Genomic DNA, 12,663 nt, shown 5'->3' on the forward strand with positions numbered 1-12,663 from the left:
ACGGCAGTCAAGATCGACAAGCGCGCGTTCCGCTGATCGGGAGAGAGGGGCGGACTGTGGTCCTCGAGAAGAAGAGGGACGCCGAGTACTCGTTCCGGAGCGACTGGTGGCTGCCGGCTCTCCCGCGGCGGGTGTTCGACGCGATCGTCGACCTCGAGTCCTATCCGCGGTGGTGGCCGGACGTCCGGTCGGTGCGCCAGGTCGACGACGATACGGCCCAGGTCGTCTGCCGTTCCCGGTTGCCGTATCGGCTCGTCATCGCGATGCGCCGGGAGCAGCAGGACGCGGCGGGGCTGCGGGTGCGCGTCCGGTTGAGCGGCGACCTCGACGGGGTGCTCGCCGGGGCGATCCACGCCGAGCGCGGGGGCGCCCGGCTGGAGATCACGCAGCACGTTCAGGTGCGGAAACCGTTGCTGCGCAAGCTGGACGTCGTCGCTCGGCCGTTCTTTCGCGCCAACCACGCGTGGATGATGCGGCGGGGCCGGCACGGGCTGGCTGGTTACCTCGCGGCTCCGAGGTAAGGCGTCGAGGTAACCAGCCAGGGGCTAGCGGGCGACCGGTTCGGGAGCGGCGGCAGGAGCCGCAGCGGTTCGGCGGCCCAGGATCACCGCGGCGAGGATCGCGGCGAGAGCGGTCAACCCGGCGCTGAACCCGTAAGCCACCCGGAACCCCGAAGCCAGCGCCTCTTTCTCCGAAGCACCGCCGCTCAGCATCTCGGCCGTCCGGGTCGCGGCGGCGGTGGCCAGCACGGCCGTCCCCAGAGCGCCGCCGACCTGCTGGGTCGTGGTGATCAGACCGGACGTCACGCCGGAGTCTTCGGGGGTCGCGGCGGACATCGCCAAGCCCATCAGCGCCGGGATCGCCATCCCGGCCCCAGCGCCCATCAGGATCAGCGAAGGCAAGACGTGCACCGCATAACCGCCAGCTGTCTGGACCTGGGTCAGGTACAGGAAAGCGACCGACGTCGTCAGCAGACCGGCGACCAGGACCGCGCGCGGGGAGAAGCGGGTGTTGAGCCAGTCGGCCAGGCCGAGCGAGAACGCGGCGATCATGACCGGCGTCGGGACGAAGGCGAAACCCGTGGCGAGAGCGTCGAAACCGAGAACCTGCTGCAAGTACAGCGCGGTGACGAACTGGAACCCGAGGAACCCGGCGACCATCACGACCATGGTCAGGTTGGCGCCGCTGATCGCGCGCACCCGGAGCAAGCGCAGGGGCAGCAACGGGGTTCGCGTCCGGGCTTGGCGCAGCAGGAACAGCAGGAGCAGGACGACGGCGGAAGCAAGAGTCGCGATCGTCAGGAAAGTCCAGCCGGCGTCGCCTGCTTGCACGATGCCCAGCACCAGCAGCATCACGCCGGCGGTGACCAGCAGCGCGCCCAGGACGTCGATACCGGTGCGCAGACCGAGACCGCGGTCGGAGGCGACGACCAACGGAGTCAGCACCAGCGCGGCGACCCCGATGGGCAGGTTGATGTAGAAGGTCCAGTGCCAGTCCAGCCCCTGGGTAAGCGCACCTCCGGCGACCATGCCGATCGACGCGCCCGCGGCCTGGGTGAAGCTGTACACGCCGATCGCGCGGACGCGGGCGCGCGGCTCGGGATAGAGCGTCACGATCATTCCCAAGACGACTGCTGACGTCAGAGCCCCGCCGACGCCTTGAACAAACCGCGCGACCACCAGCGTGGTCGCGTTCGGCGAAAGGCCGGCAGCCAGCGAAGCGGCGGTGAAAACGACGATGCCGACGAGGAACACCCTCCGCCGTCCGACCAGGTCGCCCAGGCGTCCCGACAGCAGGAGCAGGCCGCCGAACGCGACGAGATAGGCGTTGACCACCCAGGCGAGCCCGGGCGCGCTGAACCCGAGGTCGGTCTGGATCACCGGCAGGGCGACCGCGACGATCGAGCTGTCGAGCACCACCATCAGCGAGGCGGCCGACAGCACGGCGAGCGCCGCGCCGCGATGCCGAGCGGTTTCGGGCATGACAAAGTCCTCCATAACCGGCACAGGGGGGGAGTTTCCGCTGGTCGTAGCCAGGGCATCTCTTGTTACAGTGCCCATCATGTGTGACCATGGAGCACTGCGGAAGGAGGCACTTTCATGTCCCAGGGGAACATCGCTGTGACCGACGAGGCCACGGACTTCGACCCGGCGAAATTCGCGGTGTGCACGGTGATGGAGGTCGTGAACCGGATCAGCGGGAAGTGGGTGATCGGCATCCTGCTGGAGGCGACGCGCGGCCCGGTGCGGTTCACCGAACTCGAACGCTCGGTGCAGGGGATCAGCCGCCGCATGCTCACGCTCACCCTGCGGAACCTGGAACGCGACGGCCTGCTGAAGCGCACGGTCTACCCGACGGTCCCGCCGAAGGTCGAGTACGAGGCGACCGAGATGGCGCGCGAACTGTACGACTCGCTGGCTGGCCTGGTCGACTGGGCGGAGCGGCACCGCGAGGCGATCGCGGTCTCGCGGCAGGGATACGACGGCCGCACTGCTTGCTGAAATGGAAAGCGCCGCAGCCGCGCGCACGGGGGACGCGCACGGCTGCGGCGCCGAAACAGTCCGCACCCGGAGGGAAGGGGCCCGGGTCCGGACTGGGTCTCAGGCGTTCGCCGGGACTGGGGCGGCCGGCTCGGCCGGTTTCTCGTCGAGCAGGGTCGCTTCGTCGAACGGCGCCTGGCCGGTGAACACCTGCTGCGAACGCTCGCGGTCGAATTCCTTCATCCACGATCCGATGAGGACAGTCGCGACCGCGTTGCCGGCGAAGTTCGTCAGCGCGCGGGCTTCGGACATGAACCGGTCGATGCCGAGGATGAAGCCGACGCCGTCGACGAGTTCCGGGCGGTGCGACTGCAGGCCGCTGGCCAGGGTCGCGATGCCGGCGCCGCTGACGCCCGCCGCGCCCTTCGAGGCGATGATCATGAACAGCAGCAACGTGATCTGCTCGCCGAGCGCGAGCGGCTGGTCCTGCGCGGTGGCGATGAACAGCGTCGCCATCGTCAGGTAGATCGCGGTGCCGTCGAGGTTGAACGAGTACCCGGTGGGCACCGTGATGCCGACGACCGGCTTGCTGACCCCGAGGTGCTCCATCTTCGCGATCAGCCGCGGCAGCGCGGATTCCGAAGAGGACGTCGAGAGGATCAGCAGGAATTCGCGGCCGAGATAGCGCAGCAGGCTGAAGATGTTGACCCGTGCGCCGAGCCACAGCACCGCGCCGAGCACGCCGAACACGAACACGAGGCACGTCAGGTAGAAGCCGAGCATGATCACCAGCAGGCTGCGCAGCGCGCCCCAGCCGGTCGCGCCCACCACCGCGGCGATCGCGCCGAACGCGCCCACCGGGGCGGCCCACATGATCATCGAGAGAATGCGGAACACGAGCCGCTGGATGTGCTCGATGCCGCGCAGGATCGGCTCGCCGCGCTTGCCGAGCTTCTGCAGCGCGAACCCGGCCAGCAGCGCCACGAGCAGCGTCTGCAGCACCTGGCCCTCGGTGAACGCGGACACGAAGGTCTTCGGGATGATCCCGAGCAGGAAGTCGACCCCGCCCTCGCCCTTGGCCTGCTGGTGCACCTTCGACACGTCGGCCGGGTTGAGGTGCAGGCCGCTGCCCGGGTGCAGCAGATTGCCGACGACGAGCCCGATCGCGAGCGCGAACGTCGACATCACGATGAAGTAGACCAGCGCCGTGATGCCGACCTTGCCGACCTTCGCCGCCTTCGCGACCGAGCCGATGCCCAGCACGATGGTGCAGAAGATGATCGGCGAGATCATCATCTTGATCAGGTTGACGAAGCCGGTGCCCAGCGGGGCGAGGCTCTTGCCGACGGACGGCCAGAGCAGGCCGACCGCGACGCCGAGCACTACGGCGGCGATCACGGCCAGGTACAGGTAACGCGTGCGGTCGCGCTTGGGCGCAACTGCTGTGGCGTTCTCGGGGGTCGGTGTCGGCACCGTTGCCTCCAGCTCGGTGGGGGGAACGCGGGTCACTATGCGGGGCGGGTATGACCGGCGTCACCGTTGTGTTCATTGAGTTCGCGGCAGGAGGTGTCCGGTGTGGACTTCCCGGCAGCGGCGCCGGAGTGCTGCCGGACCCGTGCGTGTGCTGGTATGAGCGGGTGCCCCCGACACCTCGGATCCGGACGAGCCGCTGGAGCCTGGCCCGTCAGCTGCTGGTGCTGCAGCTGGCGATCTTGCTCGTGCTCGTCTCCGGCGGGATCACTATCGCCTATCTCGACGCCCGGCGCACGACGACCGACCGGGCCGGGGAGCAGTCGCTCGCGGTGGCCCGTTCGATCGCGGACGCGCCGGACGTCGCGCGGGCAGCGGCGACCGCCGACCCGACCGCGACCCTGCAGCCGTACGCGCAACGGGTGCTCGTGGACACGCGCGTGGACTTCGTGACGATCATGTCGCCGCGAGGAATCCGTTACACGCACCCGAATCCGGCGTTGATCGGACAGCGGTTCCTCGGGCACATCGAAGCGGCGCAACAGGGCGGAGTGGTGTCCGAGACCTACACCGGTTCGCTCGGCCCGTCGGTGCGCGTCGTGGTGCCGGTGTTCGACGCGAACCATCGCGTGGTCGCGCTCGTCGCGGTGGGCATCACGATCGCGGCGATCTCGGCCGAGGTGCAGGAGCGCGTCTGGCCGTTGCTCGGCGTCGCGGCGGCAGTATTGCTGGTGGGCGCCTGCGGAGGATGGCTGGTGAGCGCGCGGCTGAAGCGGCAGACGCGCGGCATCGCTCCGGCGGAGCTGAGCAATCTTTTCGAGTACCACGAAGCGGTGCTGCATTCGGTTCGCGAGGGGGTGCTGCTGGTCGGCCGCGACGGGCGGGTCGGGCTGTGCAACGACGGGGCCCGCACGCTCCTCGGGCTGAGCGGCGACCCGGTCGGCCAGCCGCTTGCCGACCTGGGGTTGTCGCCCGAGCTGGCGGCGGCGTTCACCGCGCCGGAAAACCGCACCGAAGAACTGCATCTGACGGACTCGCGGGTGCTGGTCGTCAGCACCACGCTCGTCAGTTCCGGCGGTCGCGCGCAGGGCACCGTCGTGATTCTGCGCGACCACACCGAACTTCAGACGCTCACCGGCGAGCTCACCACCGCACGCAGCCTCGCCGAAGCGTTGCGGTCGCAGGCGCACGAGGCAGCGAACCGGCTGCACACGGTCGTGTCGCTGGTGGAACTGGGCCGTCCCGAGGACGCTGTGGACTTCGCAACCGCCGAACTCGCGCTGGCGCAGGAGCTCACCGACCGCGTGATGACCGCGGTCGCCGAACCGGTGCTGGCCGCGTTGCTGCTCGGCAAGGCCGCGGAGGCGAGCGAGCGCGGCGTGGAATTCACCATCACGCCGGACACGATGATCGACGACCTCGGTCCCGGCGTCGCCGGACGGGATCTGGTGACGATCCTCGGCAACCTGATCGACAACGGAATCGACGCTGTGGTGCGGGAATCCGGCGCGCGCCCGGCGGTGGTGGTCACCGCACGGTCCGAAGAGGACGGTCTGCTGCTGCGCGTCGCGGACAACGGCCCCGGCGTGCCGGAGGAAGCGGTGGGGGAGATGTTCCGCCGGGGCTGGTCGACGAAGGCAGGCGACGAGCACGGTCTCGGGCTGGCGCTGGTGGTGCAGGCGGTCCGGCGCTACGGAGGCACCATCGACGTCGGACGCGACGGCGGCGCGGTGTTCACCGTACGGTTGCCGAGGCAGGAGGTGCAGGCGTGATCCGGGTGCTGGTGGTGGAAGACGAGCCGGTGGCGGCCGAGGCGCACCGGCTGTACGTCGAGCGGCTGTCCGGATTCGTGGTTGCCGGGGTGGTGCATTCCGGCGGCGAGGCGCTGCGGTTCTGCGAACGCGAACCCGTCGACCTGGTCCTGCTGGACTTCTACCTGCCGGACACGCACGGCCTCGCGGTCTGCCGTTCGCTGCGCGCGGCCGGGCTGCCGATCGACGTCATCGCGGTGACGTCCGCACGCGACCTCGCGCTGGTCAAGGCGGCGGTCTCGGTCGGGGTCGTGCAGTACCTGCTGAAGCCGTTCACCTTCGCCTCGCTGCGGGACAAGCTGGAGCGCTACGCGTCGTTCCGCGAGGCGTCCGGCGAGGTCACCGGGCAGGCGGAGATCGACCGCGCGCTCGGCACACTGCGCACCACCGAGTCCGCGCCGCTGCCGAAGGGCATGAGCGCGGAGACGCTGGACGCGATCACCGACGCGCTCGCCGGGGCCGGCGAGGGGCTGTCCGCCGGTGGTGCGGCGAGCGCGATCGGGGCGTCCCGGGTGACCGCGCGGCGGTATCTGGAGTACTTGGCGGACAACGGGTTGGCCCAGCGAGAACCGCGATACGGGCAGGTCGGACGGCCGGAGGTCTGGTACCGGCTGAAGCCTGGCTGAGCCCGTCAGCGCTTCGTGCGCGGACGGTAAGCGGACTCCCCGAAGGTGTGGACATCGAAGTTCACACCACGCAGGGGAGCAAGAAATGACGAAGAAGATCGCACTGGTCACCGGCGGCGGCAAGGGCATCGGCCGGGCCATCGCGACCAGGTTGGCGAACGACGGCGCGCTGGTCGCCGTGCACTACGGCAGCGACGAAGCGGCGGCCAAGGAGACTGTCGCGTCGATCGAGGCGAACGGCGGGCAGGCGTTCGCGGTGCAGGCGACGCTGGGCGTTGACGGAGACGCGGCGACGCTGTTCGACCGTCTCTCGGCGGAGCTGCGCGAGCGCACCGGCGAAGTCGCGCTCGACATCCTGGTCAACAACGCGGCCACCGGCGCCGGTTCGATCACCACGGCGACGCCGGAAGACTTCGACCGGGTGTTCGCGGTGAACGTGAAAGCGCCGTTTTTCTTGGTGCAGAAGCTGTTGCCGGTGCTGCGGGACGGCGGCCGGATCGTCAACATCTCGTCCGCGGACACGCGGATCGCGTTGCCCTTCGAGCTGGCGTACAGCATGACAAAGGGCGCGCTCGACGTGTTCACCCGCAGCCTGGCGCAGGAACTCGGCGAGCGGGGGATCACGGTGAACGCCGTCGCCCCCGGCCCGACGCCCACCGACCGCACCGCGTTCATGTTCGCCGACGAGCGGATGCGCGCGGGGATGGCAGGGGCGTCCGCGCTGCGGCGGATCGCCGAACCGGCCGACATCGCCGACGTGGTCGCGTTCTTGGCTTCGGCGGACTCCCGGTGGGTCACCGGACAGGTCGTCGACGCGACCGGCGGGACTTTCCTCGGCCCGGCCGTCGGCTAGTTGAGGGCTTGAGCGACATAGGTCATACTTGGCTGATGCGCGTAACGCACGCCCTGGTGCAGCTCGCCGCCGCACTCATGGCCGCCCCCGACGACCGGCACTGGGGCTACCGGTTGTCGCGGGCGTCCGGAGTCCGTTCCGGCGCGATGTACCCCCGGCTGACCCAGATGCTGGCCGAGGGCTGGCTGGAAGACGGCTGGGAATCGGTCGAGGAGGCCGACGGCAGGCCGCCCCGCCGGTATTACACGCTGACCGGGAAAGGGAAGGCCGAGCTGGGCGCGCTGCTCGAGCGGGCCGCAGCCGACGAGAGGTTCCGCGGCATCCGGCTCGGGTGGGTCTGATGGACGAGCTGGCGGGTCACCTCGCGACCTGGGGAGCCGGCACGTTGTTCCTGACGGCCCTGGTCTTCGGGTTCTTCCCGGTGTTCGCGGTGAACCTGCTGGCCAGGGTCTACCCGAAGGGACATCCTCGGCGGGCCGAGCTGGTCGCGGAACTGCACGACGTCCCGCGTCGGGAGCGGCTGATCTGGGTCGCCGAGCAGCTCGCCACGGTGCTGTTCGACGGCGTGCCGGAACGGGTGCGGGCCCGTCGGCTCGATGCTTCCGCCGAACGGGAGCGCCGCGAGTTCCAGGAGCTGACGGCGGTCGAGCAGACGGAACGGCTGCGGATCCTGATCGCGAGGCTCCGCAGTTTCGGCAGCGACGACCTCATGTCGGAGGAGATCGTCGGCATCACCGCCGGGAAGGGGCGGTTCTCCGGCGACTCCGCGGGGTTTTCCGGGGAGATCGTCCAAGTCCACGTGCGAGCCCATCGCAGGCCGGGCTTCGAACCGTCGCCGGACTGGCCGAAGATCGGCACTGTCCCCGCGAGATCGTGGTACCGGCCCGCCTACAGTCCCCGGCTGCTGCACCGCGCTCCGCGCCCGGCCGGTCTCCTGAAACCGGGCGGCTCGGCCTGAAGGAGGTCGAGCCGCCCGGGGTTCAGCGGGGCCGTCCCGGCGCGTCCGGCCGGGTCTGCCAAGGGTGCGGTCCGTCGAGCGGCCGGTACTCCACGCCGAGCGCGTCCAGTCTCGGCAGGTGGTGCTCCCGCAGCCGGGGCAGGAGTTCCGCGTAGTCGCGCGGGCCGCTGCTCCACGCGACCTCGGCGAACGCCGACAGCCGGGGGAACGCCGCATAGTCCGTCCGCCGCACGGTGTCCAGGTGCTCGGACCACAGTTGCGCCTGGACCCCGCGCACGCGCGGCCCGGCTTCGGGCTCGAAACCGTAGAAATGCTCGAGATCCTGCAGGTACCCGACCGGGATCGGTTCGTCCGGGTGGTCGCTTTGCCGGTGGTCGAGGTACACGCCGTCCTCGGGGCAGAGCACCACTTCGTGCCCGCCCTTCACCGCCAGCGAAGCCCGTTCCCGGTCCTGCCACACGCCGATCACCATCGTCGGCAGGTCGCCGCCGTCGAGGACCTCGTCCCAGCCCATCGGGGTGCGCCCGCGCGCGACGAGATGGTCCGCGATCGCCCGGACGAACCGGTGGTGCGCCTCGGTGACACCGGGCACCTCGTCGCCGCCGAGCGCGATCACCGGCGACGGGAAGATGTCCAGCACGTGGTCGAAGACCGCGCGGAAGAAGTCCAATGTGGACCCCGACGGATCGAGCAGCGAGGTGCTGATCCCCCAGGAAGTCCAGACCTCCCAAGGGGTGTCGCTGGCCGGGCCGAGTTCCGGGTACGCCGTGATGGCGGCTCGGGCGTGTCCGGGAATGTCCACTTCGGGCACTACGGTGACGGCCCGGGCGGCGGCGTACGCGACGATCTCGCGCAGATCGTCCACAGTGTAGTAACCGCCGTGCGGGCGGCCGTCGCGTTCCGGGCCGTCGTGCCTGCCGACCATCGACGACTTCCGCCAGCCGCCGACGGACGTGAGCCGGGGGAATTCCGGCGTCTCGATCCGCCAGCCCTGGTCGTCGGTGAGGTGCAGGTTCAGCACGTTCATCTTGTGCGCGGCCAGCAGATCGACGAACCGCAGCACCTCGGCCTTCGTCCGGAAGTGCCGCGAGACGTCGTAAAGACAGCCGCGCCAGGCGAATCGCGGATGGTCGGTGATCGTCCCGCACGGCAGTTCGACCGGTCCATTGTGGATCGGAACGGCCCGGAACGCGTCCGGGCCCGCCAGCTGGCGCAGGGTTTGGCGGCCGTAGAACTCGCCTGCGGCGTCGGCCGCGTCGAGGGTGACGCCGTCCGGCGTGATCGTGAGCCGGTAGCCCTCGGCGGGGAGATCCGCGGTGCGCACCTCCACCGGAGCAGGCCACGGGCAGGTGCCGGGCGCGGGTTCCGCGGACGCCGGACGGGGGAGGAGGGAGTCGAATCCGGGCATGGTCATCCCTTCACGGCCCCGGCCGTCCCGCCGACGAGCCTCCGCTGCACCAGCACGAAAAACACCAGCACGGGGATCGTCATCAGGGTGGACGAGGCCATCACGGCGCCCCAGTCGGTGTCCTCCGGTTTGAAGAACACCAGGATCGCCTGCGGCAGAGTCTGGTTCTCGGTCTTGGAGATGATGAACGTCTTGGCGAACAGGAAGTCGTTCCACGCGTGGATGAACGCGAGCACGCTCACCGCCACCAGCCCGGGGGCGACGAGCGGGAACAGGATCTGCCAGGTGAACCGCATCCGCGACGCACCGTCCAAAGTGGCCGCTTCCTCCAGTTCGTCGGGCACCGCGGCGACGAACCCGCGCAGCATCCAGATCGCGAACGGCAGGCTGAACGCCAGGTGCACCAGCACGAGCGAGCCCAGTTCGTTGAGCCCGAACGCCGGCACCGCCCCGCCGACCGAGCGCATCAGGAAGAACAGCGGAATGGTCAGCGCTTCCACCGGAACCATTTGCGCGACCAGGATCATCACCAGCAGCATCCCGCGCCCGCGGAAGCGGAATCGCGTCAGTGCCACCGCGGAAAGGAACGACAGCACCAGCGACAGCAGCACCACGACCACCGCGACGGCGAGGCTGTTGAGGAAGAACCGGCCGAACCCGGAAACCGTGAGCACGCGCCGGAAACTGTCCAGCGAAGGCGCGAACGTCCACGGTTTCGGATGCGCCGACTGGATTTCGCCCGCCGGTTTGAAGGCCGACAGCACCATCCAGTACAGCGGGAACGCGACGATCCCGGCGATCGCCACGGTCACGATTTCGGCGACGAGCCGCGCGGGGCGGCGGATTTTCACAGCCATGCGGCACTCCGGCGCTGGGACCGGACATACAGCCCGGTGATCGACAGCAGCAGCAAGGTCATCACGACCCCGATCGCGGAGCCGAGCCCGTACTCCTGCCCGGCGAACGCCTGCTGGTAGGCGTAGACGTTCAGGATCAGGTTGCGCCCGGCGATGCCGCCGCCGTTGGTCATCACGTAGATCTGGGTGAACACCTTGAAGTCCCAGATGATCGACTGGACGGTCGCGATGGTGAGCAGCGGCCGCACCGCGGGCAGGATCACCGACCGCGTGGTGCGCCAGACCGACGCGCCGTCGAGCGCCGCCGCCTCCAGCGTCTCCTTCGGCACGCCGCTGATCCCGGCGTACATGGTGACCATGACGAACGGGAACGAGCACCAGATCACCTCGGCGGCGACCAGCCCGAACGTCCCGAAGGTGCCGAACGTCCAGGAGTGGTGCTCCATGCCGCTGAACCCGATGCCTGAGAGCACCTCGTTGACCAGGCCGAAATCGGTGTCGAAGAGGAACAGCCAGACGTACGAGCCGGCGATCGCCGGGGTCGCCCACGCGCCGAGCGCCGCCAGGAACAGCAGCGTGCGCGGGAACGAGCGGACCCGGCTCGCCAGCACGGCCAGAGCCGTGCCGACGACCAGGCTGCCGATCACGCAGGCGGCGGCGAACCCGACCGTCTTGCCGAGCACCGTCCAGAACTGGACGTCGGCGAGCAGGTTGACGTAGTTGTCGAGGCCGAGGAACACCAGCGGGGCCGCGCCCGCCGCCTGCGGCTGGCCGTAGTCGTAGAGCGAGATCACGACCAGCTGGTAAATCGGGTACACCAGCAGCGCGCCGAGAAGAATCCCGGCGGGCAGCAGGTACAGAAGGGCCGCGCGGCCGTCGCGGCGGACGGTCGCGGAACGGACTGCGGCCACGGGTCAGCCGAAGTTCTTGTTCATCGCCGCGGCGGCGTCGGCCAGCGCGGCGTTCGCGTCCTTGCCGCCGGTCGCGATCTGCTGCACCGCGGTGGGCAGGACATTCTGGCTGTCGATCTTGGACCACGCCGGGGTGGCGGGCACGAACTTCGTCCCCGCGGTGAGGGTGTCCACAAAGGCCTTCAGCGTGGGGTCGCTGGCGGCGAGCTTCTTCTGCACCGACGCCAGGGTGGGCAGGTTGCCCATCGCGGCGTACATCTTCTCCTGGTACTTGATGCCGGCCAGCAGTTCGGCGAACTGCACCGCGAGACCGTGGCGCTGGCTCGCGCCGAACACGCCGAGCAGGTTGCCTCCGGCGAACGCGGGTGCGACCGAGTTCGGAGTGGTGCCGGGCAGCGGCATGATCGCGTACTTGCCCTTCACCGAGCCCTTTTCGACAGCCTTGCGGTTGAAGTCGCCGCCGATCACCATGCCTGCCTTGCCGCCGGCGAACGCGGTCACGCTCTGCGTGCCGGTGAGGTTGGCGCAGGCGGCGGGCGGGCAGATGTCGTCCTTGATCAGGTTCGCGTAGGCGGTGACACCGGCCTTGGCTTGCGGGGAATCCACAGTGGACGTCCACTTGCCATTGTCCTGTTTGGCCAGATCGCCGCCGTTGGCCCAGATGAACGGCAGCATGGCGTAGGTGTACTTGCCGCCGGTGGCGATGCCGTACAGATCCGGCTTCTTCTCTCGGATCTTGCGCGCGTCGTCGGTCAGCTCGGCCAGCGTCGTCGGCGGCTTGAGGCCGAGTTCGGCGAACACGTCGGTGCGGTAGTACAACGCGCGGATGCCGGTGTACCAGGGAATGCCGTAGATCTTGCCGTTCGCTTTGGCGGTGTCCAAAACGGACGGAAGCAGGTCCTTGCCGTCCGACCAGTTCGAGATGTCCTTGGTGAGATCGGACAACGCGCCGGTCTGCGCGTAGCTGGAGACGTCGGTGTTGCCGAACTCGGCGACGTCGGGGGCGTTGGACGGGTCGTTGAACGCGCCGGAGAACTTGTCCGCGCGGCCTTCCACCGGAACCCACTGCACGTCGACCTTCACGCCGGCCTGGTTGGCCTCGAATTCGGTGATCGCTTCCTTGACCGCGGCCTCCTTCGGCGCGCGGTTCGCTTCGTCGAACAGCCAGACTCTCAGCGTGCCGTCGGTTTGGTTTCCGCCGGAGGCGGCCGGGCCGGATTGGGTGGGCGCACACGCGGCGAGCAACGCCAGCGTGGCGACAGCGGGCAGGACAGAACGCAGCTTCATCG

13 protein-coding genes are annotated in these 12,663 nt (G+C 69.4%); 7 read left to right on the top strand and 6 right to left on the bottom strand.

Annotated features, from left to right (window positions below):
- Positions 1-56 precede the first annotated feature (56 nt).
- Positions 57-521 carry an SRPBCC family protein gene (locus tag ACZ7OI_RS47140; RefSeq protein ID WP_470270626.1) on the top strand — a complete coding sequence of 155 codons (465 nt, stop codon included), beginning with the start codon at positions 57-59 and terminating at the stop codon, positions 519-521.
- Positions 522-545: 24 nt separating this feature from the next.
- On the opposite strand, the gene ACZ7OI_RS47145 is transcribed toward ACZ7OI_RS47140, so the two are convergent.
- Positions 546-1,982, bottom strand: coding sequence for an MFS transporter (locus ACZ7OI_RS47145; protein ID WP_470270627.1), 1,437 nt, complete (start codon positions 1,980-1,982; stop codon positions 546-548).
- A 117-nt stretch (positions 1,983-2,099) separates the two neighbouring features.
- On the opposite strand from ACZ7OI_RS47145, the gene ACZ7OI_RS47150 reads away from it, so the two are divergent.
- The gene (locus ACZ7OI_RS47150; protein WP_470270628.1) at positions 2,100-2,501 is read left to right on the top strand and encodes a winged helix-turn-helix transcriptional regulator; all 402 of its coding nucleotides are present in this window, start codon (positions 2,100-2,102) and stop codon (positions 2,499-2,501) included.
- Between the two features lie 99 nt (positions 2,502-2,600).
- On the opposite strand, the gene ACZ7OI_RS47155 is transcribed toward ACZ7OI_RS47150, so the two are convergent.
- Complete coding sequence (locus ACZ7OI_RS47155) at positions 2,601-3,953, bottom strand: cation:dicarboxylate symporter family transporter (protein ID WP_470270629.1); 1,353 nt, start codon at positions 3,951-3,953, stop codon at positions 2,601-2,603.
- A gap of 164 nt (positions 3,954-4,117) precedes the next feature.
- Between ACZ7OI_RS47155 and ACZ7OI_RS47160 the strand changes: the two genes are divergently transcribed.
- From ACZ7OI_RS47160 to ACZ7OI_RS47180, 5 genes are all read left to right on the top strand, one after another.
- Entirely contained in the window at positions 4,118-5,722 is a 1,605-nt protein-coding gene (locus tag ACZ7OI_RS47160; RefSeq protein ID WP_470270630.1) for a sensor histidine kinase, read from the top strand.
- Positions 5,719-6,387, top strand: coding sequence for a response regulator (locus ACZ7OI_RS47165; RefSeq protein WP_344286526.1), 669 nt, complete (start codon positions 5,719-5,721; stop codon positions 6,385-6,387). Before ACZ7OI_RS47160 ends, ACZ7OI_RS47165 begins: the two co-directional genes overlap by 4 nt.
- Before the next feature lie 85 nt (positions 6,388-6,472).
- Positions 6,473-7,240: an SDR family oxidoreductase gene (locus ACZ7OI_RS47170; protein ID WP_470270631.1), complete on the top strand. Its 768-nt coding sequence runs from the start codon at positions 6,473-6,475 to the stop codon at positions 7,238-7,240.
- 35 nt (positions 7,241-7,275) lie between these two features.
- Positions 7,276-7,581, top strand: coding sequence for a PadR family transcriptional regulator (locus ACZ7OI_RS47175; protein ID WP_470270632.1), 306 nt, complete (start codon positions 7,276-7,278; stop codon positions 7,579-7,581).
- Positions 7,581-8,198: a hypothetical protein gene (locus tag ACZ7OI_RS47180; protein ID WP_470270633.1), complete on the top strand. Its 618-nt coding sequence runs from the start codon at positions 7,581-7,583 to the stop codon at positions 8,196-8,198. Before ACZ7OI_RS47175 ends, ACZ7OI_RS47180 begins: the two co-directional genes overlap by 1 nt.
- Positions 8,199-8,220: 22 nt before the next feature.
- Here ACZ7OI_RS47180 and ACZ7OI_RS47185 read toward each other — a convergent pair whose 3' ends face one another.
- The 4 genes from ACZ7OI_RS47185 to ACZ7OI_RS47200 are packed head-to-tail and all read right to left on the bottom strand — an operon-like array spanning position 8,221 to position 12,661.
- Positions 8,221-9,606 (bottom strand): beta-N-acetylhexosaminidase, encoded by a 1,386-nt coding sequence (locus ACZ7OI_RS47185; RefSeq protein ID WP_470270634.1) that lies wholly within the window; start codon positions 9,604-9,606, stop codon positions 8,221-8,223.
- Positions 9,607-9,608: 2 nt separating this feature from the next.
- On the bottom strand, positions 9,609-10,463 hold the full coding sequence (locus tag ACZ7OI_RS47190) for a carbohydrate ABC transporter permease (protein ID WP_470270635.1): 855 nt from the start codon (positions 10,461-10,463) through the stop codon (positions 9,609-9,611).
- A complete protein-coding gene (locus ACZ7OI_RS47195) occupies positions 10,454-11,374 on the bottom strand; it encodes a carbohydrate ABC transporter permease (protein WP_470270636.1) in 921 nt (306 codons plus the stop codon). The genes ACZ7OI_RS47190 and ACZ7OI_RS47195 overlap by 10 nt, the downstream gene beginning before the upstream one ends.
- A gap of 3 nt (positions 11,375-11,377) precedes the next feature.
- Entirely contained in the window at positions 11,378-12,661 is a 1,284-nt protein-coding gene (locus ACZ7OI_RS47200; protein WP_470270637.1) for an extracellular solute-binding protein, read from the bottom strand.
- Between the last annotated feature and the right edge of the window lie 2 nt (positions 12,662-12,663).

The sequence above is a fragment of the Amycolatopsis sp. NPDC114503 genome, from assembly GCF_055633655.1.

What these genes read in the sequence shown, in the direction of transcription:
- ACZ7OI_RS47145 (WP_470270627.1), bottom strand. Translation starts at nt 1,982, where the DNA reads ATGCCCGAAACCGCTCGGCATCGCGGCGCGGCGCTCGCCGTGCTGTCG.
- ACZ7OI_RS47150 (WP_470270628.1), top strand. Translation starts at nt 2,100, where the DNA reads ATGTCCCAGGGGAACATCGCTGTGACCGACGAGGCCACGGACTTCGAC.
- ACZ7OI_RS47170 (WP_470270631.1), top strand. Translation starts at nt 6,473, where the DNA reads ATGACGAAGAAGATCGCACTGGTCACCGGCGGCGGCAAGGGCATCGGC.
- ACZ7OI_RS47175 (WP_470270632.1), top strand. Translation starts at nt 7,276, where the DNA reads ATGCGCGTAACGCACGCCCTGGTGCAGCTCGCCGCCGCACTCATGGCC.
- ACZ7OI_RS47180 (WP_470270633.1), top strand. Translation starts at nt 7,581, where the DNA reads ATGGACGAGCTGGCGGGTCACCTCGCGACCTGGGGAGCCGGCACGTTG.
- ACZ7OI_RS47185 (WP_470270634.1), bottom strand. Translation starts at nt 9,606, where the DNA reads ATGCCCGGATTCGACTCCCTCCTCCCCCGTCCGGCGTCCGCGGAACCC.
- ACZ7OI_RS47190 (WP_470270635.1), bottom strand. Translation starts at nt 10,463, where the DNA reads ATGGCTGTGAAAATCCGCCGCCCCGCGCGGCTCGTCGCCGAAATCGTG.
- ACZ7OI_RS47200 (WP_470270637.1), bottom strand. Translation starts at nt 12,661, where the DNA reads ATGAAGCTGCGTTCTGTCCTGCCCGCTGTCGCCACGCTGGCGTTGCTC.